The 23508-nt window shown below is 64.0% G+C and carries 18 protein-coding genes; 10 read left to right on the top strand and 8 right to left on the bottom strand.

All coding sequences use genetic code 11. The features are described from left to right. Positions 1–166 precede the first annotated feature (166 nt). The 7 genes from EN850_RS15440 (at position 167) to EN850_RS15400 (ending at position 12982) form a co-directional block, all read left to right on the top strand. A complete protein-coding gene (locus tag EN850_RS15440) occupies positions 167–5647 on the top strand; it encodes an alpha-2-macroglobulin family protein (protein ID WP_136091681.1) in 5481 nt (1826 codons plus the stop codon). A 245-nt stretch (positions 5648–5892) separates the two neighbouring features. Beyond that, entirely contained in the window at positions 5893–7983 is a 2091-nt protein-coding gene (gene pbpC, locus EN850_RS15430; protein ID WP_245525102.1) for a penicillin-binding protein 1C, read from the top strand. Between the two features lie 204 nt (positions 7984–8187). Further along, positions 8188–8937: a M15 family metallopeptidase gene (locus EN850_RS15420; RefSeq protein WP_136091680.1), complete on the top strand. Its 750-nt coding sequence runs from the start codon at positions 8188–8190 to the stop codon at positions 8935–8937. Positions 8938–9148: 211 nt separating this feature from the next. Next, complete coding sequence (locus EN850_RS15415; protein WP_136091679.1) at positions 9149–10177, top strand: sulfate ABC transporter substrate-binding protein; 1029 nt, start codon at positions 9149–9151, stop codon at positions 10175–10177. Between the two features lie 23 nt (positions 10178–10200). Further along, entirely contained in the window at positions 10201–11052 is an 852-nt protein-coding gene (cysT, locus tag EN850_RS15410) for a sulfate ABC transporter permease subunit CysT (RefSeq protein ID WP_135881967.1), read from the top strand. Beyond that, entirely contained in the window at positions 11045–11929 is an 885-nt protein-coding gene (cysW, locus tag EN850_RS15405; RefSeq protein ID WP_127873179.1) for a sulfate ABC transporter permease subunit CysW, read from the top strand. Before cysT ends, cysW begins: the two co-directional genes overlap by 8 nt. A gap of 12 nt (positions 11930–11941) precedes the next feature. Beyond that, complete coding sequence (locus EN850_RS15400) at positions 11942–12982, top strand: sulfate/molybdate ABC transporter ATP-binding protein (RefSeq protein WP_127280599.1); 1041 nt, start codon at positions 11942–11944, stop codon at positions 12980–12982. A 53-nt stretch (positions 12983–13035) separates the two neighbouring features. On the opposite strand, the gene EN850_RS15395 is transcribed toward EN850_RS15400, so the two are convergent. After that, a complete protein-coding gene (locus EN850_RS15395) occupies positions 13036–13512 on the bottom strand; it encodes a GNAT family N-acetyltransferase (RefSeq protein ID WP_136091717.1) in 477 nt (158 codons plus the stop codon). Then, positions 13512–13793, bottom strand: coding sequence for a DUF1778 domain-containing protein (locus EN850_RS15390; RefSeq protein ID WP_135916677.1), 282 nt, complete (start codon positions 13791–13793; stop codon positions 13512–13514). The genes EN850_RS15395 and EN850_RS15390 overlap by 1 nt, the downstream gene beginning before the upstream one ends. A gap of 236 nt (positions 13794–14029) precedes the next feature. On the opposite strand from EN850_RS15390, the gene EN850_RS15385 reads away from it, so the two are divergent. The 3 genes from EN850_RS15385 to EN850_RS15375 all read left to right on the top strand — a co-directional run bounded on the left by EN850_RS15385 (position 14030) and on the right by EN850_RS15375 (position 16876). Then, complete coding sequence (locus EN850_RS15385; protein WP_127280601.1) at positions 14030–15013, top strand: sulfate ABC transporter substrate-binding protein; 984 nt, start codon at positions 14030–14032, stop codon at positions 15011–15013. 251 nt (positions 15014–15264) lie between these two features. Further along, the gene (locus tag EN850_RS15380; protein WP_023769580.1) at positions 15265–15714 is read left to right on the top strand and encodes an Rrf2 family transcriptional regulator; all 450 of its coding nucleotides are present in this window, start codon (positions 15265–15267) and stop codon (positions 15712–15714) included. Positions 15715–15724: 10 nt separating this feature from the next. Beyond that, entirely contained in the window at positions 15725–16876 is a 1152-nt protein-coding gene (locus tag EN850_RS15375; protein WP_136091678.1) for a hypothetical protein, read from the top strand. Here the strand turns inward: EN850_RS15375 and EN850_RS15370 are convergent. The 6 genes from EN850_RS15370 to EN850_RS15345 all read right to left on the bottom strand — a co-directional run bounded on the left by EN850_RS15370 (position 16871) and on the right by EN850_RS15345 (position 23454). Next, positions 16871–17419 carry a gluconokinase gene (locus tag EN850_RS15370; protein WP_127280762.1) on the bottom strand — a complete coding sequence of 183 codons (549 nt, stop codon included), beginning with the start codon at positions 17417–17419 and terminating at the stop codon, positions 16871–16873. The two genes, EN850_RS15375 and EN850_RS15370, sit on opposite strands and share 6 nt — an antisense overlap. 2 nt (positions 17420–17421) lie before the next feature. Then, positions 17422–18408, bottom strand: a complete 987-nt coding sequence (locus tag EN850_RS15365) for an ABC transporter permease (RefSeq protein WP_127873182.1) — start codon at positions 18406–18408, stop codon at positions 17422–17424. After that, a complete protein-coding gene (locus EN850_RS15360; protein ID WP_135931879.1) occupies positions 18405–19385 on the bottom strand; it encodes an ABC transporter permease in 981 nt (326 codons plus the stop codon). Before EN850_RS15360 ends, EN850_RS15365 begins: the two co-directional genes overlap by 4 nt. Beyond that, positions 19382–20929 carry a sugar ABC transporter ATP-binding protein gene (locus EN850_RS15355; protein WP_136091677.1) on the bottom strand — a complete coding sequence of 516 codons (1548 nt, stop codon included), beginning with the start codon at positions 20927–20929 and terminating at the stop codon, positions 19382–19384. Before EN850_RS15355 ends, EN850_RS15360 begins: the two co-directional genes overlap by 4 nt. A gap of 78 nt (positions 20930–21007) precedes the next feature. After that, positions 21008–22135 carry a sugar ABC transporter substrate-binding protein gene (locus tag EN850_RS15350; RefSeq protein ID WP_136091676.1) on the bottom strand — a complete coding sequence of 376 codons (1128 nt, stop codon included), beginning with the start codon at positions 22133–22135 and terminating at the stop codon, positions 21008–21010. A 290-nt stretch (positions 22136–22425) separates the two neighbouring features. Next, positions 22426–23454, bottom strand: coding sequence for a LacI family DNA-binding transcriptional regulator (locus EN850_RS15345; protein WP_127873186.1), 1029 nt, complete (start codon positions 23452–23454; stop codon positions 22426–22428). Positions 23455–23508 lie beyond the last annotated feature (54 nt).

Here is a 23508-nt window from a genome sequence, read left to right as displayed (position 1 = left end):
TTCCGCAAGAAAGCGTGATCCCCTTCCCATGGAGGTTACTGTCCGCATACCGGTCCTTGGCCGGAAAATAAACCGTTGGCAGGCGGAGACCTGCCGCGTCCGCGCGTTGACAAGCCTGACTGAAGCTTGAACATGCCCGGACGTCTGCAATTGTCTGGAGGGTGTTATGGCAATGCGCGCGGCTCGTGGGCTGTCGATTCTCGTCCTTCTTTTCTTTGCCTGGGGTAGCGTCGCGCAAGCGGCGGAAGCGCGAAGAATCGCAACGACGGACAATTCCGATTATTTCGGCTTCGATCTCAGGTCCGACCAGAACGTCACGCTCGACCAGTGCAAGACGACATGCCTCGGCGATCCGACCTGCCGCGCCTTCACCTACAACACCAAGGCCAAATGGTGCTTTCTCAAATCCGACTATAACCAGTTGAAATCCTTCAACGGCGCGGTCGCCGGCAAGGTCGTCAACATCGACGGCGATCCAGATATCGGCGCGCCGCCGGAACTCGCCTTCTTCCCCAACTGGATGGCCGACCAGGCCCAGCAATACCGCAACAAGCTGCTTGGCCCTGCCTTTGACAAGCCGACGGAGGGCATGGCGGCGCTGATCAACTCGGCCGAACAAGCCGTACAGACCGGCGACCATCGCTCCGCCATGCAGAAATACGAGGCCGCTGTCTCGGTCATGCCGGATGACGGCCAGCTCTGGCTCAAGCTGGCGCGCGAAACGCTGGCCGTACAGCCCGCCGCGAGCACCTCCGAAGCCTCAACTTTGCCGTCAAACGCCACGTCGGCCGCCTTCAACGCCTACAAGCTGCTGCGCACCACCAAGACGCGCGCCGAAGTGCTGGCGCTGCTCGGCAATGGTCTCGACAAGCGCGATCTCTACCGGCCGGCGCTGCAGGCCTATGAAGCCAGCCTTGCGCTGGAAAGCTCGCCCGCGGTCCAGGCCGACTATGCCGATCTGAAGGCCCGCAAGGGATTCCGCGTCATCGATCACTCTGTCGATGCCGACACCAGCGCGCCGCGCATCTGCGCGCAATTCTCCGAGGATCTGGTCAAGACCGGCGTCGACTACGCGCAGTTCGTCACCGTCGACAACGCCGCGCCCAAGGGCATCGAGGCCAAGGACAAGCAGATCTGCGTCGAAGGGCTCGAACACGGCCAGCACTATGACGTCACCTTCCGCGCCGGCCTGCCGGCCGCGATCGGCGAAGTGACCGCTGCCCCCGTGGTGCTGTCGATCTATGTGCAGGACCGCGCGCCATCCGCCCGCTTCACCGGCGACAGCTTCGTGCTGCCGGCCGGCGCGCGCCGCGGCATTCCGGTCGTCACCGTCAACATGAACGCCGCCGAGATGAAGCTCTACCGCATCGGCGACCGCTCGCTGGCGCAGCTGCTGTCGGGCTACCAGTTCCTGCACCAGCTCGACGGCTATGACATTTCCAACATTTCCGAGCAGATAGGCGCGCCGGTCTGGCAGGGCCAGCTCGACATCGTCAACGATCTCAACAAGGAGGTCACCACCTCCTTCCCGGTCGACGAAGCGCTGCCGCAGCGCAAGCCCGGCGTCTATGTGCTGACGGCCAAGGCCGTCAACGACAAGAGCGACGATTACGGTTCGCTGGCCACGCAGTGGTTCGTCGTCTCCGACATCGGCCTGTCTACCTATACCGGCCAGGACGGGCTTAACGTCTTTGCCCGTTCGCTGGGTAGCGCCAAGCCGATTGCCGGTGCCGAACTGACGCTGGTTGCCCGTAACAACGAAGTTCTCGGAACCGCGACGTCGGATGCGAACGGCCATGCCGTCTTCAACCCCGGCCTGACGCGCGGTGACGGCGGCATGGTGCCGGCCGTGCTGATGGCCAAGCAGGGCGACAATGATTTCGTCTTCCTCGATATGTCAAAGGCCGGTTTCGACCTGTCGGACCGCGGCGTCACCGGACGCGCCGCACCGGGCGCGCTCGATGTCTATGCCTGGACCGAACGCGGCATCTACCGCGCCGGTGAGGACGTCCATGTCGCCGCGCTTGCCCGCGACGGCGCGGCCAAGGCGGTCGAGAACCTGCCGCTGACCTTCATCTTCTCGCGTCCCGATGGCGTCGAGGACCGCCGCATCGTCAGCGACGGCGCATCGGCCGGCGGTCACGCCGTCGACCTGCCGCTTGAACCCAACGCCATGCGCGGCACATGGTCGGTGTCGATCCACACCGACCCCAAGCAGCCGGCGGTTGCCAGCCAGATGTTCCTGGTCGAGGACTTCGTGCCGGATCGCATCGAGTTCGACATGAAGGCCGACAAGCAGGAGATTGCGCGGGGCGAAACCGCCAACATCAACATTGACGGCCGCTTCCTCTATGGCGCGCCGGCGGCGGGCCTGGCGCTGGAAGGCGAACTGACCCTGTCGACGTCCCGGGACTGGGACCGCTTCCCCGACTTTTCCTTCGGCCTCGCCGACGAGCAGTCGGCGGAGCCCACGGTCACGCCGCTCACCGATCTGCCGGTGGTCGGCGACGACGGCAAAGCGACCTTCCCGATCTCCGTCGACCAATTGCCCTCGACCACCAAGCTGGTCGACGGCAAGGTGACGGTGCGCATGCGCGAAACCGGTGGCCGCGCCATCGAGCGTTCGCTCAACATCGGCATCCGCCCGCAAGGCCATATGATCGGCATCCGCCCGGATTTCGCCGATGGTGAAGTGCCGCAGGGGGGCACGGCCAAGTTCAGCCTGATCGCCGTCGATCCCGATGGCAAGCGCGAGGCGCTGAAAGGCGCGCAGTGGTCGCTGGTCAAGGTCGAACGCAATTACCAGTGGTACCGCTCCAACAACTCCTGGAACTACGAGCCGGTGAGCTTCACCAAATCGATCGCCAACGGCCAGATCGATCTCAACGCCGATGGCGATGCCGCCGTCTCCGTACCTGTCGACTGGGGCCAGTACAGGCTCGAGGTCGAGACATCGGATCCCGAGGGGCCGGCGACCAGCTATGAATTCGACGCCGGCTGGTATGTCGCCTCGACCACCACCGAAACGCCTGACGGCCTGGAGATTGCCCTGGACAAGGACAATTATGCCGCGGGCGAAGTGGCAAAGCTGAAAATCTCGCCGCATTTTGCCGGCGAATTACTGATCAACATCGGCTCCGACAAGCTGCTGAAAACCATCACGGCGACCGTGCCGGCCGGCGGCAGCACCGTCGACATCCCGGTTGGCGACGACTGGGGCGCCGGCGCCTATGTCACGGCAACCCTTTTCCGGCCGGGCGACGCGCAGGAAACGCGCATGCCCGCCCGCGCCATCGGCGTGAAATGGCTGACCGTCGATCCGGGCGCCAAGAAGCTTGCCGTCACGCTCACGCCGCCGGACAAGACAATGCCGCGCCAGCAGCTGTCGATCCCGGTTTCCGTGGCCGGCGTGCAGCCGGGCACCAACGCCTATGTCACCGTTGCCGCCGTCGATGTCGGCATCCTCAACCTGACCAACTACAAGGCGCCGGATCCGGAGAACTGGTTCTTTGGCCAGCGCATGCTGGGCATGGAGATCCGCGACATCTACGGCCGCCTGATCGATGGCTCGCTGGGCACCACCGGCAAGCTCAGGACCGGCGGTGACGGCGCCAACATGCAGACGCAAGGCAGCCCGCCCACTGAAAAACTGGTCGCCTTCTTCTCCGGCATCGTCCAGCTCGACGCCGACGGCAAGGCGCGGATCGACTTCGACATCCCGCAGTTCAACGGCACCGTGCGCGTCATGGCTGTCGCCTGGACCAAGGAGGCGATCGGCCATGCCCAGTCGGACGTGATCGTGCGTGATCCCGTTGTGATCACCGCCGGCCTGCCGCGCTTCCTGGCGCCTGGCGACAACGCCGTCATGCGTCTCGACGTTGCCGACACCGACGGACCGGCCGGCGACTATGCGCTGTCGATCGATACGACGGGGGACCTGTCGACAGGTGACAAGCCCCTGCCCCAGAAGCTGACGCTCGCCCAGGGCAAGCGCCAGACCTTGACCGTGCCGCTGATCGCAAAGACGGCGGGCAATGCCTCGCTGACCATCAAGCTGGCGCATGCGGACGGCACCAAGGTCGAGCAGACGCTCTATGTCCCGGTGCGTCCGGCCCAATTGCCGGTCACCACGCGCCTTGTAGTCGACCTCAAGGGCAATGGCGGCGCGCTTCGCGTCGACAAGGAGCTGCTGGCTGCCAGCCTGCTCGAAGGCGCATCGGTCAGCGTCGGCGTTTCGCAGGCTGCGGCCTTCGACGTGCCGTCGCTCTTGATGACGCTCGATCGTTACCCCTATGGTTGCGCCGAGCAGACCACCAGCCGCGCCATGCCGCTTCTCTACGTCAACGAGATGGCATCAGGCGTCGGCATGGAAAGCGACCCTGAACTGCACGGCCGCATCCAGGATGCGATCTACAAGGTCCTGAGCTACCAGTCCTCGAGCGGCAGCTTCGGCCTGTGGGGTCCGGGCTCCGGCGATCTGTGGCTCGACGCCTATGTCAGCGAGTTCCTGACCAGGGCACGGGAGCAGAAATACGATGTGCCGGCTTTGGCGATGAACCAGGCTCTGAACAACCTGCAGAACTCGCTCGGCTACGACCAGAGCGTACAGGACCGCGGCAGCGAGATCGCCTACGCCCTCTACGTGCTGGCCCGCAACAAGAAGGCCTCGATCGGCGATCTGCGCTACTACGCCGACACCCAGCTCGAAGCCTTCTCGAGCCCGATGGCCGTCGCCCAGTTGGCGGCGAGCCTTGCGCTCTATGGCGACACGCAGCGTTCGGAGGCGACGTTCAAGACCGCGCTGCAGCTCGCCAAGTCGAGCACCGACTACGACTGGTACCGTTCCGACTACGGCTCGGCATTGCGTGACGGCGCGGCGATGCTGTCGCTGGCGGCGGAATCGAAGCCGGTATCGACGATCGTGCCCGAGCTGATCAAGCTGGTGACAAGGAAACGCGCCGAAGCCCGCTGGACCAGCACCCAGGACGATTCTTGGATGCTGCTGGCGGCGCGTGCGCTGAAGGAGGGCAATGACTCCATCGCGCTGACCGTCAACGGCGCGCCGCATTCCGGCGGCTATTCCAACCAGGTCAACGGCTCAGACTTGGTCGACAGCCCGCTCGAAATCACCAACACCGGCAAGACCCCGCTGCAGGCCGTCGTCACCACCGTGGCGTCGCCGATCCAGCCCTTGCCGGCCGCCGGCGACGGCTTCACCATCAGCCGCACCTACTACAAGCTGGACGGCACCGAAGCCAATGTGACGGAGGCCACCCAGAACGAACGCTATGTCGTCGTGCTCAAGGTCACCGAGCAGAACAGCTGGCCGTCGCGCCTGCTGGTCACCGACCTGTTGCCGGCCGGCTTCGAGATCGACAATCCGGGACTGGTTTCCAGCGCCCAGTTGACGAACTTCTCCTGGCTGGCGCAGACCGACGCCGCGCATCTGGAATTCCGCGACGACCGCTTCGTCGCGGCATTCAACCCGGCCGACGGCGACCACGACCACAATCTGACGCTTGCCTATGTCGTGCGCGCCGTCACGCCGGGCACCTATGCCCATCCGGCGGCAACGGTGGAGGACATGTACCGGCCGCAATATTCGGCCCGCACCGCCACCGGCATGATGGAGATCAAGGCGCCGTAAGGTGCCTTGGCGGATATGAACGTGAGGCTTGCGCTGCCCCTCATTGCCCTGCCGGGCATTTCTCCCCGTATAGTGACGGGGAGAAAGGGGCTAGCGCCGACCGCCGCGACAGCTCCCTTCTCCCCGTCACTATACGGGGAGGTGAGCCGTGGTCCGCGCAGCGGACGAAAAGCCAATTGCTTGGCTTTTCGAACGGCGAACGCCCGAAGGGCCGTCGTGCCGGCAGGCGGATGAGGGGCAGCGCCATGCTCTCCAAGAAATTCATTCGGCGGGCCGCCATTGCGGGAGCATCGCTAGCCGTCGTTGCGGCAATCGCCACCGCCGCCCTCTGGGAACTCGACCGCGCCTTCCCCCCACCATTGCCCGCAACTCTGACCGTCTCCACCGAAGTCCAGGACCGCGACGGCCAGCTGCTGCGCGCCTTCGCGACACCCGACGGCTACTGGCGGCTGGAGACCCGGCTCGACCAGGTCGACAAGCAGTTCGTCGACATGCTGGTCACTTATGAGGACAAGCGCTTCTGGGACCATGAGGGCGTCGATGTGCTGGCTCTCGCCCGCGCCGCCGGCCAATTCGCCACCAGCGGCCATATCGTTTCCGGCGGCTCGACCCTGTCGATGCAGCTTGCCCGGCTGATCGAGCCGCGCGAAAGCCGCAGCCTCGGCTCCAAGATCAAGCAGATGCTGCGCGCCATCCAGATCGAGCGGCGGCTGTCGAAGCGCGACATCCTCGAGCGCTATCTCACGCTGGCGCCCTATGGCGGCAACCTGGAAGGCGTGCGCGCCGCTTCGCTCGCCTATTTCGGCAAGGAACCGAAGCGGCTCACCGTTTCCGAGGCCGCCCTTCTCGTCGCCCTCCCCCAATTGCCGGAAAAGCGCCGGCCCGACCGCAACCTCCAGATCGCCCACGCCGCGCGCGATCGTGTGCTGAGCCGCATGGTCTCGTCAGGCCTGATCGGCGAACGCGAGGCGGCACGCGCCGCACTTGACGATGTCTCGGGCCTGCGCCGCACCTTGCCGGCGCTTGCCGCGCATGCCTCCTATGCGATGCTTCCCAAGGCCGTTCCGGGTCAGCCGCTCAAGCTGACGATCCGCAAAAGCGTCCAGCAAGGACTGGAACAGGTGGCGCGCGATGCCGCCACCAAGCTCGGGCCGCGTCTGTCCGTCGCCATGGTGCTGGCCGATGCCCGCACCGGCGACATTCTGGGCGAAGTCGGCTCGGCCAATTTCTTCGATTCCAGCCGTTCCGGCTGGATCGACATGACCAAGGTCGTGCGCTCGCCCGGCTCGACGCTGAAGCCGTTCATCTACGGCCTCGCCTTCGAGCAGGGACTGGTGGCGCAGGAAACGCTGATCGAGGACAGCCCGGTCGATTTCAGCGGCTACAGGCCGAAGAATTTCGACATGGGCTATCAGGGCGACGTCTCGATCCGCCAGGCTTTGCAACTGTCGCTCAACGTGCCGGCGATCCGCGTGCTCGACGCCGTCGGCCCGGCGCGGCTGACGGCGCGTTTCCGTCAGGCGGGCGTCAACCCGATCCTGCCGGTCAATGAAGCGCCCGGCCTGGCCATCGGCCTCGGCGGCGTCGGCGTCACGCTGCGCGACCTGGTCCAGCTCTACACAGGGCTCGCCAATGGCGGCAAGACGCATTCGCTGCATGACGGCACCGAGCCGGCCAACGCGGCGAGTTCGACCACCACCATCCTCAACGACCAGGCCAACTGGCAGATCGTCGACATTTTGTCGGGTGTGAAGCCACCCGAAGGCGCCCTGCAGCGCGGCATTGCCTACAAGACTGGCACCTCTTACGGCTACCGTGACGCCTGGTCGGTCGGCTTCGACGGCCGCTATGTGCTGGGTGTCTGGGTCGGCCGGCCCGATGCCGGTGCGGTGCCTGGTCTTTCCGGCTATGTCTCAGCCGCCCCGATCCTGTTCGAAGGCTTTGTCCGCTCGGGGCTGGCGACCGTACCGCTGCCGGGCAAACCGCCCGGCGCCTTCACCCCCAAGCGCGAGGACCTGCCGGTGACGCTTGCCCGCTTCGGCGCCGGCGCGGATGGCCTGGTGCAGGCGACCCCGACCGAACCCGCGCCGACCATCATCTTCCCGCCGGATGGCGCCCGCGTCGATCTCGCCACCAACTCGGCCGATGCGTCGCCACTGGTGCTGAAGCTCCAAGGCGGCCGGGCGCCGTTCCGCTGGCTGGCCAACGGCAAGCCGCTCATCGGCCTCGATCGCCGCCGCACCGCGACATGGCAGCCCGACGGCGCGGGTTACTCGACGCTGACCGTCATCGACGCGGCGGGACGGGCGGCCAGTGTGAAAGTGTTCGTTGAATAGGCTGCGTCAAGGGATTCAGGAGACTGGCCTTTCGAGGTCCGGGAATAAGGGATAAATTGCCTGATGTCCGGTGCGAGGCGCCCCCCTCTGGCCTGCCGGCCATCTCCCCCTCAAGGGGGGAGATCGGATGGCCAGGCCGCTTTCGGCAATGACCAACGGCGGCGCGCGACGCAAAAGCTGCCAATCTCCCCCCTCGAGGGGGAGATGCCCGGCAGGGCAGAGGGGGGCGTGCCACGCCATACCTTACGCAGTATAGCCGCCATTTTAGCGGCTTTCTTCGCAGTCACTCTTTCCGCCTCGGCCGATCCCCTGCCCACCGGCTTCGTCCGATTGGCCGCCATCGATGCCTCGATCCGCCAGGACATCCGCTATTCCGGCGCCGACAATTTTCTGCATCGCAAGGTAAGCGGCTATGATGCGCCGGTCTGCATCCTCGCCCGGCAGGCGGCCTTAGCCGTTGCCGGGGTCCAGAAGGCAATGGTCGCCAGGGGCATGACGCTGATCGTGTTCGACTGCTATCGCCCTGCCCGCTCCGTGGCCGACATGGGCGATTGGACGACCGCGGGCGGGCCGCCTGACCCGCAATGGTATCCGCAGGTCAAGCGCGGCGACCTCATCGCCGAGGGCTATGTCGCCCGCCAGTCGGCACATTCGCGCGGCTCGACCGTCGATATCGCCATCGCACCGGCCGACAGTATGTCCGTGCCGAAACCGGCCTGCGGCGCGGTCGATGCCAACACCCTCGATTTCGGCACCGGCTTCGACTGCTTCGACCGGACGAGTGAGACCGCGCATCGCCCGCTCGGCGCCGAAGCGGCGGCAAACCGCAAGCTCCTTGTCGATGCCATGCGTGCGGGAGGTTTCAGGAACTACGCGCGAGAATGGTGGCATTTTACGCTCGACCAAGAGCCATTTCAAAAGCAGCGCTTCGATTTCCCGGTGACCGCCGAGTAACCCGCCCAGAGCAGACTTGCCCGGCAACCGCGCGTCCCTAGATAGGCCACAGGGCGGACCGACTCCGGCGCGGAGCAACCGCGAGGAAAATATTTCTCATAGCCGCGGCAGAACGCCGGAGATTTTCTCCAGGGAGGCAAAAAAGGCAACATTCAATGCATCTAATTTCTATAATTTCGGTAGATTTGGCGCGGGTTCAACGGAGGCAGAAATGATCAAACCTCATTTCAGGAAACTGCTCGGCGCACTGGTCGCCACATCTGTCCAGTTCGGCACGCTCGGTTTCGCGTTTGCCGACACCACCATTCTCAACGTGTCCTACGATCCGACGCGCGAGCTCTACAAGGCTTATGACGAGGCCTTCGCCGCGCATTGGAAGACAGAAACCGGCGAGACGGTGACGATCCAGCAGTCACATGGCGGATCGGGCGCCCAGGCCCGCGCCGTGATCGACGGCCTCGACGCCGATGTGGTGACGCTGGCTCTCGAAGGCGACATCAATGCCATCGTCTCCAAATCGAAAAAGATCAATCCCGATTGGCGCAAGAAATTCGAAAACAATTCAGCGCCTTACACCTCGACCATCATCTTCCTTGTCCGCAAGGGCAATTCCAAGGGCATCCACGACTGGAACGACCTCGTCAAGGACGGCGTCCAGGTGATCACGCCCAACCCCAAGACGTCGGGCGGCGCGCGTTGGAACTATCTCGCGGCCTGGGCCTATGCCAACGCCAATGATGGCGGCGACGAAGCCAAGACCAAGGAATTCGTCGGCAAGCTCTATGCCAATGCTCCCGTGCTCGACACCGGTGCGCGCGGCTCGACAGTGACCTTCGCGCAAAAAGGCCTTGGCGACGTGCTGATCGCCTGGGAAAACGATGCCTATCTGGCGCTCGACGAGTTTGGCGCCGACAATTTCGACATCGTCTATCCGCCGACCTCGATCCTGGCCGAGCCGCCGGTGGCCGTGGTCGATGCCAATGTCGACGCCAAGGGCACGCGCAAGGTGGCCGAGGCCTATCTGAGCTACCTCTATTCCAAGGAAGGCCAGACCATCATCGCCAAGAACCATTACCGGCCGTCCAAGCCCGAACTGGTTCCGCCCGAGGATCTCGCCAAGCTGCCGCCTATCAAGCTGATCACCATCGACGACCCGCTTTTCGGTGGTTGGAAGAAGGCACAGCCTTATCATTTCGGCGACGGTGGTATATTCGACCAGATCTACAAACCGGCCCAGTGAGCTAAAACCTAGATCAGGACGATATGACCACAGCACCCGCGCAGGCGGGGTGGCGGTTCAGACAGCCGAGCGTCATTCCGGGTTTCGGATTGACGCTCGGCTTCTCGCTTGCCTACCTCACCCTCATCATCCTCATACCGCTATCCGGGCTGATCTGGCGTTCGGCCGCTCTCGGCTGGATCGATTTCTGGGCCATCGCCACCGATCGCCGCACCCTCAACGCACTTGAAATCAGCTTCGGCACCGCCTTCATCGCGGCTGTCGTCAATGTCGTTTTCGGCACGCTCGTCGCCTGGGTGCTGGTGCGTTACCGCTTTCCCGGCCGCCGCATCGTCGATGCCATGGTCGACCTGCCATTCGCGCTGCCGACGGCGGTGGCCGGCATCGCGCTGACCACGCTCTACGCGCCGAACGGCTGGATCGGCAAATTGCTGATGCCGCTCGGCATCAAGGTCGCCTACACGCCGCTCGGCATCGTCATCGCGCTGGTCTTCATCGGCTTGCCCTTTGTCGTGCGCACCGTGCAGCCGATCATGGAGGAAATCGACAAGGAGGTGGAGGAAGCAGCCGCCACGCTTGGCGCCAGCCGCTTCCAGATCGTCACCCGCGTGCTCTTTCCGGGCCTGGCGCCGGCCATCATCACCGGCTTCTCGCTCGCCTTCGCGCGCGGCGTCGGCGAATACGGCTCGGTCATCTTCATCGCCGGCAACCTGCCCTACAAATCCGAGATCGCACCGCTTCTGATCGTCATCCGGCTGGAGGAATACAATTACCCAGCGGCGACCGCGATCGCGGCAATCATGCTGGCGCTGTCGTTCGTCATGCTGCTGGTCGTCAATCTGGTGCAGACATGGAGCCGCAAGCGCTATGGCTGATCCCGAGATCAAATCCTACGAACCGTATCACGAGAGCCGCTCGGCGGCGGTGACCGAAAGCCGCCCGGCGCAGGCCGTGCTGATGGCCATCGCTTTCGCTTTCCTCGGCATCTTCCTGCTTTTGCCGCTGATCATCGTCTTCCACGAGGCGCTGGCGAAAGGCGTCGGTGCCTATACGCAAGCACTGGGCGAACCGGACGCACGCTCGGCCATCCACCTGACACTGCTCGTCGCGGCGATCTCGGTGCCTCTCAATGTCGTCTTCGGCATCTCCGCCGCCTGGGCGATCGCCAAGTTCGAATTCAAGGGCAAGGCGTTTCTCACCACGCTGATCGACCTGCCCTTCTCGGTCTCGCCCGTCATTTCGGGTCTGGTCTACGTGCTTCTGTTCGGCGCCCAGGGGTTGCTCGGCGGGTGGCTGAAGGCACATGGCATCCAGATCTTGTTTGCCGTCCCGGGCATTGTGCTGGCCACCGTCTTCGTCACCTTCCCCTTCGTCGCCCGCGAATTGATCCCGCTGATGCAGGAACAGGGCAATGGCGACGAGGAGGCCGCCCTTTCGCTCGGCGCCAATGGCTGGCAGACCTTCTGGTTTGTGACCTTGCCCAACGTCAAATGGGGCCTGCTCTACGGCGTGCTTTTGTGCAATGCGCGCGCCATGGGCGAGTTCGGCGCGGTTTCGGTGGTGTCGGGCCACATACGCGGCCTGACCAACACCATGCCGCTGCATGTCGAAATCCTCTACAACGAGTACAACGCCGTCGGCGCTTTCGCCGTCGCCTCGCTGCTTGCCGGGCTGGCGCTCGTCACGCTGGTCTTGAAAACACTGCTCGAGATGCGATACGGCGCCGAACTCGCCGCGACGCGCGGACATTAGAAGGTTCATTGTATGGAAGTTCGCGTTGCCAACGTGCGCAAGGAATTCGAGCGGTTTCCGGCGCTTCACGACGTGTCGCTCGACATCAAGTCGGGCGAATTGATTGCGTTGCTGGGACCATCCGGCTCCGGCAAGACGACCTTGCTCAGACTGATCGCCGGGCTGGAGCGGCCGACACGCGGGAAAATCTTCTTTGGTGACGAGGACGCTTCGCAGAAATCGATCCAGGAGCGCAATGTCGGCTTCGTCTTCCAGCACTACGCGCTGTTCCGTCATATGACGGTGGCTGACAATATCGGCTTCGGCCTCAAGGTGCGGCACGGACCGTCGCGGCCGCCAGCAGCGGAGATCCGCCGCCGTGCTTCCGAGCTTCTCGATCTCGTCCAGCTTTCAGGGCTGGAGAAGCGCTATCCCGCGCAGCTTTCGGGCGGCCAGCGCCAGCGCGTGGCGCTCGCCCGCGCCATGGCCATCGAACCCAAGGTGCTGCTGCTCGACGAGCCGTTCGGCGCGCTCGACGCGCAGGTGCGCCGGGAACTGCGCCGCTGGCTGCGGGAAATCCATGACGCCACCGGCCACACCACCGTCTTCGTCACCCACGATCAAGAAGAGGCGCTGGAACTGGCCGACCGTGTCGTGGTGATGAGCCAGGGCCGTATCGAGCAGGTCGGCACCGCCGACGACATCTACGACACGCCGAATTCGCCCTTTGTCTACGGCTTCATCGGCGAATCGAGTTCCCTTCCGGTCAAGGTCGAGAATGGCGAGATCTGGCTGGCCGACCGTCCAATCGGATTGTCGGCGCCGCACGCGTCCGAGGGCGATGCGATGCTTTACTTCCGTCCGCATGATGTCGAACTGCTGGACGGCTGCAGCGGCTGCATCGCCGGCACCGTGGCGGCCAGCCGCCGCGTCGCCGGCACAAGGCGCGTCGAACTTGAAATCGGCGGCGAACGCCAGCGGGTCGAGATTGAGCTGCCGGTCGACCATCCGGCAGCGCAGAAGAGCCGCGTGGCGTTCCGCCCGGGGCGCTGGAAGCTGTTCCCGGCTGCATAGCGATCGGACCACGGTGAATCCGCCCCAGGGATGTCCCGGTCGGTGGCGGTCTTTCACCTGGCCTTCAACGACAACACCAGGGTCATCGGGTTTTTCGGGGAGGCCGCAAAGCCGTAGTGCTCGTAAAAGGCTTTCGCTTCATCCGATATGGCATGAACAAAAATTCCGCGAATACCGAGGATCGTCGCGGCTTGACCGGCGCGCAGGACGGCATCTTGCAGAAGCGCCGCGCCCAGCCCCTTCCGTTGCCAGCTTCCATCCACCGCGAGACGCCCGAGCACGACCATCGGAATGGGATCTGGCATGTTGCGGCGAACAATGCCGGGCGCTTCCGCCAGATCAAGCCCGCCCGAAGACAAGCAGTAGTAGCCGACAACGCGTGTGCCTTCCGCCACCACATAAGTACGCGATGCGCCACTGACCTGGTTGGCCCGTGCCCTGCGGCGAAGCCATTGGTCGAGACTTTCTGTTCCGTTTTGGAAAAGGCCGAGATCGTGGTTTTCTGCCAGGGGCGTGGGCGCCGATAGCATCAGTCCCGCCATGGCTTGGGCACGTTCATGAGGCGCCCAAAACCTTCCCCGCTCGGCGGTTTATCGAGGATGTCGAGATAATGCCGGTAACTCTCCGGATCCACCTTGATCAGGGTCTGGTCGAGTAGCGTGTCCTCGGCCGCACGATAGGCGGCGTCGATCATGAAGTCGGAGCGGGTTTTCCCACGTATTTTCGCGGCGCGGTCGATCAGTATGCGCATATCCTCTCGGATGCGCAGATTGACAGGCTTGGCGTGGGTTTCGGGCGCGGCTTTCGTCATGGAAGACTCCTTTCCGCCACCATAACATCGCGCATACACAATGTGTATCTATTTGTGGCTTTTATCAGAAACAGGCTGAAGAGGACCGACCTCAAAAGGTGAAAGAAAAAACTACGATATGTCTGTTTGGGAAACAGTTTTCTAGCAACACTGGTCTAGTCCTGAATCCATGCCTCGCCGCTCCTTCGCGCCCCGGCTATGGTCTGGCAATAGAGCATTACATCCGGAGCCTTTTCATGAAGCGATTTTTCCTCGGCGTTGCCGCCGCCGGTCTCCTCCTCGCATCCTCCCAAGCCTGGTCGGCCGACAAGCTGCTGAACGCCTCCTATGACGTCGGCCGCGAACTGTTCGTGCAGGTCAACAAGGCCTTCATATCAGAGCATCCGGGCGTCACCGTCGACCAGTCGCATGCCGGCACTTCGGCGCAGGCGCGCGCCATCGCCGAGGGCCTCGGCGCCGATGTCGTCACCTTCAACCAGGTTACCGACGTCGACTTCCTGGTCAAGAAGGGCCTTGTCTCCGCCGACTGGCAGAAGGACTTTCCCGACAATGCCTCGCCCTTCTATTCGCTGCCGTCGTTTCTCGTCCGTGCCGGCAACCCCAAGCACATCAAGGACTGGAACGATCTCGTGCGCGACGACGTGCAGGTGATCTTCCCCAACCCGAAAACGTCGGGCAATGCGCGCTACACCTATCTCGCGGCCACCGCCTACGCCAAGGAAGCCTTCAAGGGCGACGACGCCAAGGTGAAGGAGTTCATCACCAAGCTGTTCAACAACGTGCCGATCTTCGACACAGGCGGGCGCGCCGCCACCACCACCTTCGTGCAGCGCGAGATCGGCGACGTGCTGATCACCTTCGAATCCGAGACGCGCGGCATCCGCAAGGAATATGGCGACGACAAATTCGAGCAGGTCACGCCTTCGGTCAGCCTTCTGGCGGAGTTCCCGGTAGCGATCGTCGACAAGGTCGCCGACGAGCACGGCACGCGCGATCTGGCCAAGAGCTATCTCGACTTTCTCTATACGCCCGAGGGCCAGGGCATCGCCGCCGACAACGGCTTGCGCGCACGCGACGCGGCTGTCGCGGCCAAATACAAGGCCGATTTTCCGGATGTGCGCCTGCTGACGGTGGAAGACGTCTTCGGCGGTTGGGACAAGGTCCAAAAGGAGCATTTCGCCGCCGGCGGCCTGCTCGACCAGGCCTATGGCAGCCGCTAAAATCTCCGCGGACCGTTAGAACGATCAGAAAAGCCGGCCGTGGGCCGGCTTTTCTTGTTTATGCAGGCGATAAGGCAAATCCGGCGCCCTCCGTGCAAAACGTTACAAAGAATCAACGCGTTTGTGCCTAACATGCGTTCCAATGGCTTTGTTTTCGCGAAACGGCGGCGTGAGGAAGCAATGCCGTCATCATTTGCACACAAACAGCCGCCAGATGCGGGGTGGTTGGGGCTTCAACGGGTTATCAGGGCATGCTGACGAAAAAAGGCAAATACGGCCTCAAGGCCCTCGTGCATCTTTCCAATCTTCCGGTTGGCCAACTGGCCTTCGTCAACGACATCGCCGTCGCCAACAACATCCCGAAGAAATTCCTCGATGCCATACTGGGCGAATTGCGCAACGCCGGCTTCGTCCAGAGCCGCAAGGGCAAGGAAGGCGGCTATCGCCTCGCCCGCCCGGCTTCCGAGATCAAGATCGGCCATGTCGTGCGCGTGCTCGACGGGCCGCTGGCGCCGATACCTTGCGCCAGCCGCACGCAGTATCAGCGCTGCGAGGATTGCGACGAAGCGACCTGCCAGGTCCGGCACATGATGCTGGAAGTGCGCCAGGCGATCGCCGAGGTGCTGGACAACCGTAGCCTCGCCGCCATGCGCGATGCCGATAATGACGATTTCCCGGTCGAGTTGACTTCACAAATCTAGAGCCGGGTGGATGAGGCTGTCGAGGTTTACGAAATCCCGAAAAGCCGCCCGCAAGCAGCCATCGGCAGCCAGCTTTCGCACCGAAATCATCGCCGACGTCTTTGTTCCCGAATATGCCGAGGACGTGCGCTTCTTCAGCCGCAAGCTGGCCAATCCCGGCAGGCTCCGCCGCTTCTCCACCAGGGATCTTCGCGAAAGCCTGATTACCCTCTTCTACCTCGCGGTCGCGGCAGCGCTGCCGGTGCGCTGGTGGTCGCCGATCTGCGATTGGGCGTCGAGGTTTCGCTTGAAGCGCCATATGCGCAAGGACTTCCGCGCCTATGCCGCCGCAACGCGCGCGGTGCTCGGCGACGGCATCGATGCGCGCAAGCTGTTCGAGGCAATGCTCACGGCGCGCCATCGCCGCCGCATGCAACTTGCCGCGCATCTGGTCGCCGGCCGTTGGACGCCGACGATCCGGCTGGAGGGCCTCGAAGGCTTGCAGGCAGCCTTGCAACGCGGCCACGGCGCGATCCTCTGGTGCGATCAGTTCACCGCCCAGACGATGATCGGCAAGCGCGCCATACACGAGGCCGGCATCGAAGCGCATCAGGTCAGCGTCAACACGCATGGCGTGTCCGAGACGGTGTTCGGCCAGCGCTTCCTCAACCCGCCAATGATTCATGTCGAGAACCGGTTCCTGAAAAGCCGAATCGTCTTCGACCGTGACGACGCCTATCAGGTCACCATCCGCATTCAGAAGATGCTGAAGCAGAACGGCGTCGTGCTGATGACCAACACCATCCACGCCGGCTCGACCTTCACCGAAACCGCACTGGGCGAAAGCGGCTGGACCCACCTTGCCTCGGCACCGGCGAATTTCGCCGCCCGAGGCAAGACGGCCCTGTTTGCCATGTCGACTTTCGAGGACGTGCCCTTCCGGCAATACCGGGCCGTCTTGAGCCCCGAACTGGTGCCGCCAGCACCGGCGGTCACGGCAGTGAACACAACCAGGGACGGAGCCAAGAACATGGCCCTGCAAGCACACTACATCCTGCTGAAACGCGACCGCTTGCTGGAGGCGCTGAAGCAGTGCCCCGAGCAGATGATGTCCTGGTCGCGCCATGAGCGGTTGACCGAAGCTCAGGACGGCATCGGCATCAGCGGAGAAGAAGGCTCATGAGCGGCGCATCGAGCGCAATGCCTGGGTGACGAGTTCGTCGACCGGCTGCGTCGCGTCGAGCGTCAATGCCCGCTCGTCTTGGCCCGGCGGCTCCAGGATGGCGAACTGGCTGTCGACCAGGCTTGCCGGCATGAAATGGCCCTTGCGATTGCCGACGCGCCGCCGCGCGGTGGCCGGATCGATCTCCAGATAGAGGAAGACGATATCGGGGCAAAAGCCGCGCAGCCGCTCGCGATAGCCGCGCTTCAGCGCCGAGCAGGCGGCGACCACACCTTGGCCGTTGCCTATCGACGCCGCGATCTGCTCGCCGATCGCGTCGAGCCAGCCCTCGCGCAGTTGATCGGTGAGCGGCTCGCCCCGCGCCATGCGGGCGACGTTTTCGGGCGGATGCAGCCTGTCGCCCTCGATGAAGACGGCACCCAGCGCGGCGGCCAGCGCGAGACCGAAGGCTGACTTGCCACAGCCGGCGACGCCCATCACCACGATAGCCGGAGGTGCCAAACCGGAAGCGCCCGTCGGCGCCTGCGCTGCCTTTTCGTCCACCGTCAGCGGCTCGCCGGCGCGCGGCCGTAGAGAAGGAGCATGGCGACGATGACGACGCCATAGATGATCTGCCGTCCCGCCTCGGGCATCTGCATGACCGACAGGATGGATTGCAGCAGCGTGATCAGGATCACGCCCGCGACCGTGCCGAGATAGGAGCCGCGCCCACCCAGGATCGAGGTGCCACCGAGCACGACGGCCGCGATCGACGGCAGCAGATAGGCATCCCCCATAGATTGCGCCGCCTTGGAGGCGTAACCCGCCAGCAGCACGCCGCCAAAGGCGGAGAGCCCGCCGGAGACGGCAAAGGCGATCATCACCACGCGTCTTGTGTCGATGCCGGAGAGATAGGCGGCGCGCTCGCGGTTGCCGATGCCATAGACCGCGCGGCCAAAACCGCTGCGGGTCAGCACGAACACCATCGCGGCCCCGATCAGCGCCCAGATGATGACCGCGTTGGGGACGCCCGGAATGGTGAAGCCGGTGGCCAGGTAGCGCATGGCGCCAGTGGCCGAATCCTGCGGCGAGAATCCCCCGGTGTAGACCACCATCAGCCCTTGCGCGACGGCGTTGGTGGCCAGCGTGATGATCATCGAGGGGATGCGCAGATAGGCGACGCCAATGCCGTTGACGACGCCGATCAGCACGCCACAGAAGATGCCGAACGGGATCGCCAGCGCCACGCCGGCCGGACCATAGGCCGCCGCCGCGCAGGCCATCATCGCGCCCGCCGCCACCGACCACGGCACCGACAGGTCGATCTGGCCGAGCAGGATGACCAGCATCATGCCGGTGGCAATGACGCCAAGGAACGAAGCCACCTTGAGCTGCTGCAAGAGATATTCAGGCGACAGGAAGCTGCGCGAATAGAGGCTGCCCACCAACAGCAGCACCACGATGCAGGCAAAGGCCGTCAGCACCGCCGGATCGGCGCGGCGGATGAATTTCGGCATGCGGCCGGCAATGCCGCCCAAAGTCGTCTCGCTCACAGGAACCACTCCAGCCGGTTGCGGACCCGAAACAGGGCGAAGGCGCCGAGGCTGACGGCGACCAGCAGGATAACGCCCTGGAACAGCGGCTGCCAGAGCGGATCGAAGTCGAAGACGAACAGAAGATCGCCGATCGTGCGGAAGGCCAGCGCGCCGAAGATGGCGCCGATGGCACTGCCCTTGCCACCGAACAAGGAGACGCCACCCAGCACCACGGCCGCGATCGAAAACAGCGTGTAGGCGTTGCCGCTGGCATAGGCTGCCTCCCCCGTATAGGTGAAGAAGGTGAGGAACAGCCCGCCGATCGCGGCCAGCAGGCCGGCCAGTGTGTAGGCGGCAAACTTGCCGCGCCGGATCGGCACGCCAGACATGTAGGCAGCCGTTTCCGAAGAGCCGGCCGCGTAGGCGGCACGGCCGAGTACCGAACGGCTGAACGGCACCCAGATCAACAGCACGACCGCCAGCAGCACGACCAGGCTTGCCGGCACCAGATCGAACAAACGTCCTGTCATGGCATCGGCCAGGTCTTCGTTGACCGAGCCGCCCGGGAACGGCCGCAGCAGGAGGCCCACCCCGTAATAGACCGCGCCGGTGGCGATGGTGGCGACGATCGGCTGCAGCCGCCCATAGATGACGATGGCGCCGTTGATGGCGCCGCACAGAAGGCCCGCCGCCAGCACGGCGATGACGCCGAGCGTGGTCTGCATCGGCGTGCCCACCACCAGCCAGGAGGCCAGGCAGTTGGTGAGCAGGAAGATCATGCCGACGGACAGGTCGATGCCGGAGGTGATGACGACCAGTGTCTGCGCCATGGCGACGAATGCAAGCAGCACGCCCTTGTTCGCGGCCGTCTGCACGACATTGGCGGTGAAGCCCGCCGGATGGTTGGAGGTGTAGATGACGAACATGACGATGAAGATGCCGAGCGCCAGCAGCGTTCCGCGCTGCTCGGCCAGCCAGTAGCGCCAATCTTTCACGCTTCCGCTCCCAGGCCCACCGGGCTCTCCTCGCCATGGATGTTGAGCGCGCTCGATATCAGCGCCCGTTCGGTGATCTCGGCGCCGACCAGTTCGCGCTTGACCGCCCCGTCATAGAGCACCAGCACGCGGTCGCAGCAGCCGATCAACTCGTCATAATCGGTCGAATAGAACAGGATCGCCGCGCCCGCGTCCGCCAGCTTGCGCATCAGCTGATAGATTTCCTGCTTGGTGCCGACATCGATCCCGCGCGTCGGATCGTTGAGCAGGATGATGCGCGGCTGGCGCATCAGCCATTTGGCGATGACCACCTTCTGCTGGTTGCCGCCCGACAGCGCGCCGACCGGGATGTCGAGACCGGCCGTCTTGATCGCCAGCAGGCCGACCATGTCGTCGATCAGCCGCTGCTCGGTGGCGCGGTCGATGATGCCCCCTTTCGACAGCCGGTCGAGCGCGGCGAAGGACAGGTTCTCGCGCACCGTCATCGGCAGCATCAGGCCTTCGGTCTTGCGGTCTTCCGGGATGAGCGCCATGCCGATGCCATCCTCGCGGGCCGCCGCCGGGCTGGTGATCGTCACCGGCTTGCCGTCGATCAGCACCTCGCCGGAGAGGCCACGCAGCACACCGAAGAAAGCAAGCAGCAGTTCGCGCTGGCCCTGGCCGTCGAGCCCCCCGAGGCCGACGACCTCTCCTGCCCTGACGGTCAGCGAGATGTTGTCCAACCGGTCGGCCCAGGACAATTTGCGCGCCTCGAGCCTGGGGGCGGCGTTGGCCGGTGCCGCCGGCGGCTTGGGCGGAAAAATATGGCTGTACTCGCGGCCGATCATCAGTTCGACCACCTCGTTGTCGCTCTTCGAGCCGGCCTTGTAGCTGGCGACGTTGCGTCCATTGCGGAACACCGTGCAGTGATCGGCGAGTTCGGCGATTTCGTTCATGCGGTGCGAGATGTAGAGCAGCGCCAGCCCTTCCGAGCGCAGCCGCTTCAGCACAGCGAAAATCTTCGAGACGTCCGCAGCCGTCAGCGCCGATGTCGCCTCGTCGAGGATGAGGATACGTGGCTTGCGCGCCAGGGCCTTGGCGATCTCCACCATCTGCCGCCGCGACAGCGGCAGGTCCTTGACCAGCGCCAGCGGATGGATATCGGCGGCGCCCGCCCGCGCCAGCGCGTCCTCGGCGATGCGGCGCTGTGCCTTGCGGTCGATCATGCCGAAGCGTTTGGGTGGATCCGAAATGACGATGTTGTCGGCAACGCTGAGTTCGGGGATCAGCGACAATTCCTGGAAGATGCAAACGATGCCGGCCTTGTTCGCCGCACCGGGCGAAGCGAAGGTCACTTCGCGCCCATCCAGCATCATGCGGCCTTCATCAGGCGCCACGACACCCGCCATGACCTTGATCAGCGTCGACTTGCCAGCCCCGTTTTCACCGAGGATGGCATGGATGCTGCCGGTCTCGACCGTCAGCTCGGCCTTTTCCAGCGCCCGCACGCCGCCATAGCGCTTGGAAATGCCTTCCATGCGAAAGAGTGGAGCCGCACCGTCCATCAACCCTCCCAGGGGCAATCATGGGATTTCAGGGCTGGCGCCGCGGGTTGACCCGCGGCGCCGGCGATAGCAGTGAGCCTACTGGTTTTCCTTGGTCTGCCCCATGATTTCCTGGGCGCTGAAATTGATGCCGCAGGTTGGGAAGGAGTTGCCGACGAAGAAATTGTCGGACTGGTCGGGGAAGAAATCCTGGCCAGCCTTGAAGTTCGGATCCTCCACAATAGCCAGCGGCAGCTTCACCGATTGCGGCACGACATTGCCTTCGAGGGCCGCGATTGCCGTCTTGATTGCCACCGCCACCTGGGCGGGGCCGGTGCCAGCCGAAGAGCACTTCAAGCCGTCGCCGGCATGCGCGGCACAGAACTTGCGAAAACCGTTCTCCGTCTCGCCGCCGAACGGAACGAATGGATGCTTGGCATCCATCATCGCCTGCACGATGCCGGTGTCGCCGCCTTGCCCGGTGATGCCGTCGAACGGTCCGTTTGTGGCAATCGCGTCCGCCGTGGCTTTCTGGGCAACGCCGTCGTCCCATTTGCCGACCACCTCGGTGACTTCCCATTTCTTGCCGGAGCCGTCGAGGACCTCGTGGATGCCGGCATGACGGTCCGTGTCGACGGAAGTGCCGGCGACGCCGCGCACTTCGAGCACCTTTCCGCCGTTCGGGACATGTGAGACCAACCACTTGCCCCACAATGCTCCAAGGCCCTTCTGATCGACATTGACGTTGATCGCATCCTTGGTGTCGAGGATGTTGTCGAAGGCGACCAGCACGACACCGGCCTCCTTCGCACGCTTGATGACCGGTCCGAATGCGGTTGGGTTCTGCGCGTTGACGACGATCGCGTCAAAGCCGGAATCGATGAAATTGTTGATCGCGGAGATCTGCGCCGGGACGTCCTCGCCCGTCGACACGACCTTGAATTCCTTCAGCTTTTTGGCGACATCCGGCTGTGCCGCATACGCCTTCGCGGTCTGCACCATCTGGATACGCCAGGTGTTGGCGATATAGCCGTTGGCCAGCGCAACTCGGTATGGTCCGGCCTTCTTGGGGAACTTGAAGAATTGCGTATCGGCTGCCCATGGGGCAAAGCAGTCCGGCTCGGCTGCCGGTCCCTTGACGATTTCCGGGCCTGCGGCCATCGCCGCTGAGCTCAACATGACGAATGCAGTGGCGGCAACGATGCCACCAACGAGTGACTTGATCATCGATATTCCTCCCAGTTGCAGTTCTGACTTGTTTGTTTAGCTGCAGTAGAATGACGTGTTCGCCCCAGCACCTCCCGCCCTGGCCGGCCGCGCACGTCAGGTGGCCAGCACCGACCTCTCCCTCCTCGTTGCTTCCTTAAGCTGCAACGAAAGTATCATATTATCAATAATAAACAAGGAAAATTCTGTCGCTTATGTATAATAAACAGCGATTAGACTTCATGCCGGTTCGAATGGTAGCGCTACCAAGAATGCCTGTAAAGGCTGATTTCAGCGGGATCTAAAATGCTTCAACGTGCCGTGCTCTCGCGCCGCTTGAGTTCGAAGCCGAGGTCGACGACACGCTCCTGCGGCCGATCACCGGCGATCGCCGCCAGCGCCATGGCCACCGCGCGCCTGCCGATTTCGTAGCGATGGGTGCGGATGCTGGTGATCGAGGGAAAAGCCACCTCCATCATGTCGAGATCGTTGAAGCCGACAATCCCGATGGTCTTCGGCACCTCGATCGAGGCGCGATGGCATTCAAACAGCACACCGAGCGCTATGTCGTCATTGTTGCAGAACACGCCGTCGAGCGTCGGCATCTTGGCAAGGGCGTCGCGGAACAATTCGCGGCCAAGCGGCACGCTGGAAAGCACCGGCGTGGTGGTGACCAGGCGCGGGTCGAACAGCCCGGCCCTCTCCATCGCCGCGCGGTAACCGGCGAGGCGCCGCTGCGAGCGCGGATCCATGCGTGCACCGATGAAACCGATCCGGCGATACCCCGCCTCGATCAGGTGCTCGGTCGCCGTCCTGCCGCCGTCGAGATGCGAGAAGCCGACCATCATGTCCACGGGATCGGGTCCGGTCTCCATCACCTGAACCACCGGGCAACCGGCATTCTCCAACAGTTTTCGCGAGGTGGGCGTCTGGTCGATGCCGGCAACGATCAGCGCTGCCGGCCGCTGGGAGCCGAACAGCTGCAGCAGCCGCTCTTCCTCCAGTCCGGAATAATGCGTGTTGCCGAGCTGGATGCGGAAGGGGCTGTCCGACAGGCTGTCATAGATGCCGCGCACCACCTCGGCGAAGACGTTGTTGGTCAGCGAAGGCACCAGCACACCGAACACTTCCGCTCGCGCCGAGGCCAACGCGCGTGCGTTCGGGTCCGGCACATAGCCAAGCTCTTCGACGGCGGCCAGGATCTGGCGGCGCAGTTCCTCGGAAACGCGCTCCGGTTCGCGCAACGCGCGCGAAACGGTGATGGCGCCGACGCCTGCCTTGCGTGCCACATCCGATATGGTCGGGCGGCCTCCGCCCCGGCGCGAGCGCGGCTTGATCAAGGCCTTGGCCCATGCGCATGGCCATCGAAGCGCGCCCGCAATGCGATATTTCCA

Origin of the sequence: Mesorhizobium sp. M8A.F.Ca.ET.207.01.1.1 (assembly GCF_004794715.1) — a bacterium.
Classification (GTDB): Bacteria; Pseudomonadota; Alphaproteobacteria; order Rhizobiales; family Rhizobiaceae; genus Mesorhizobium.
This window is presented reverse-complemented; position numbering and strand designations above follow the sequence as displayed.

Coding starts and splice junctions, on each gene's coding strand:
- EN850_RS15440 (WP_136091681.1), top strand. CDS start 167: ATGGCAATGCGCGCGGCTCGTGGGCTGTCGATTCTCGTCCTTCTTTTC.
- pbpC (WP_245525102.1), top strand. CDS start 5,893: ATGCTCTCCAAGAAATTCATTCGGCGGGCCGCCATTGCGGGAGCATCG.
- EN850_RS15420 (WP_136091680.1), top strand. CDS start 8,188: ATGCCCGGCAGGGCAGAGGGGGGCGTGCCACGCCATACCTTACGCAGT.
- EN850_RS15415 (WP_136091679.1), top strand. CDS start 9,149: ATGATCAAACCTCATTTCAGGAAACTGCTCGGCGCACTGGTCGCCACA.
- cysT (WP_135881967.1), top strand. CDS start 10,201: ATGACCACAGCACCCGCGCAGGCGGGGTGGCGGTTCAGACAGCCGAGC.
- cysW (WP_127873179.1), top strand. CDS start 11,045: ATGGCTGATCCCGAGATCAAATCCTACGAACCGTATCACGAGAGCCGC.
- EN850_RS15400 (WP_127280599.1), top strand. CDS start 11,942: ATGGAAGTTCGCGTTGCCAACGTGCGCAAGGAATTCGAGCGGTTTCCG.
- EN850_RS15395 (WP_136091717.1), bottom strand. CDS start 13,512: ATGCTATCGGCGCCCACGCCCCTGGCAGAAAACCACGATCTCGGCCTT.
- EN850_RS15390 (WP_135916677.1), bottom strand. CDS start 13,793: ATGACGAAAGCCGCGCCCGAAACCCACGCCAAGCCTGTCAATCTGCGC.
- EN850_RS15385 (WP_127280601.1), top strand. CDS start 14,030: ATGAAGCGATTTTTCCTCGGCGTTGCCGCCGCCGGTCTCCTCCTCGCA.
- EN850_RS15380 (WP_023769580.1), top strand. CDS start 15,265: ATGCTGACGAAAAAAGGCAAATACGGCCTCAAGGCCCTCGTGCATCTT.
- EN850_RS15375 (WP_136091678.1), top strand. CDS start 15,725: ATGAGGCTGTCGAGGTTTACGAAATCCCGAAAAGCCGCCCGCAAGCAG.
- EN850_RS15355 (WP_136091677.1), bottom strand. CDS start 20,929: ATGGACGGTGCGGCTCCACTCTTTCGCATGGAAGGCATTTCCAAGCGC.
- EN850_RS15350 (WP_136091676.1), bottom strand. CDS start 22,135: ATGATCAAGTCACTCGTTGGTGGCATCGTTGCCGCCACTGCATTCGTC.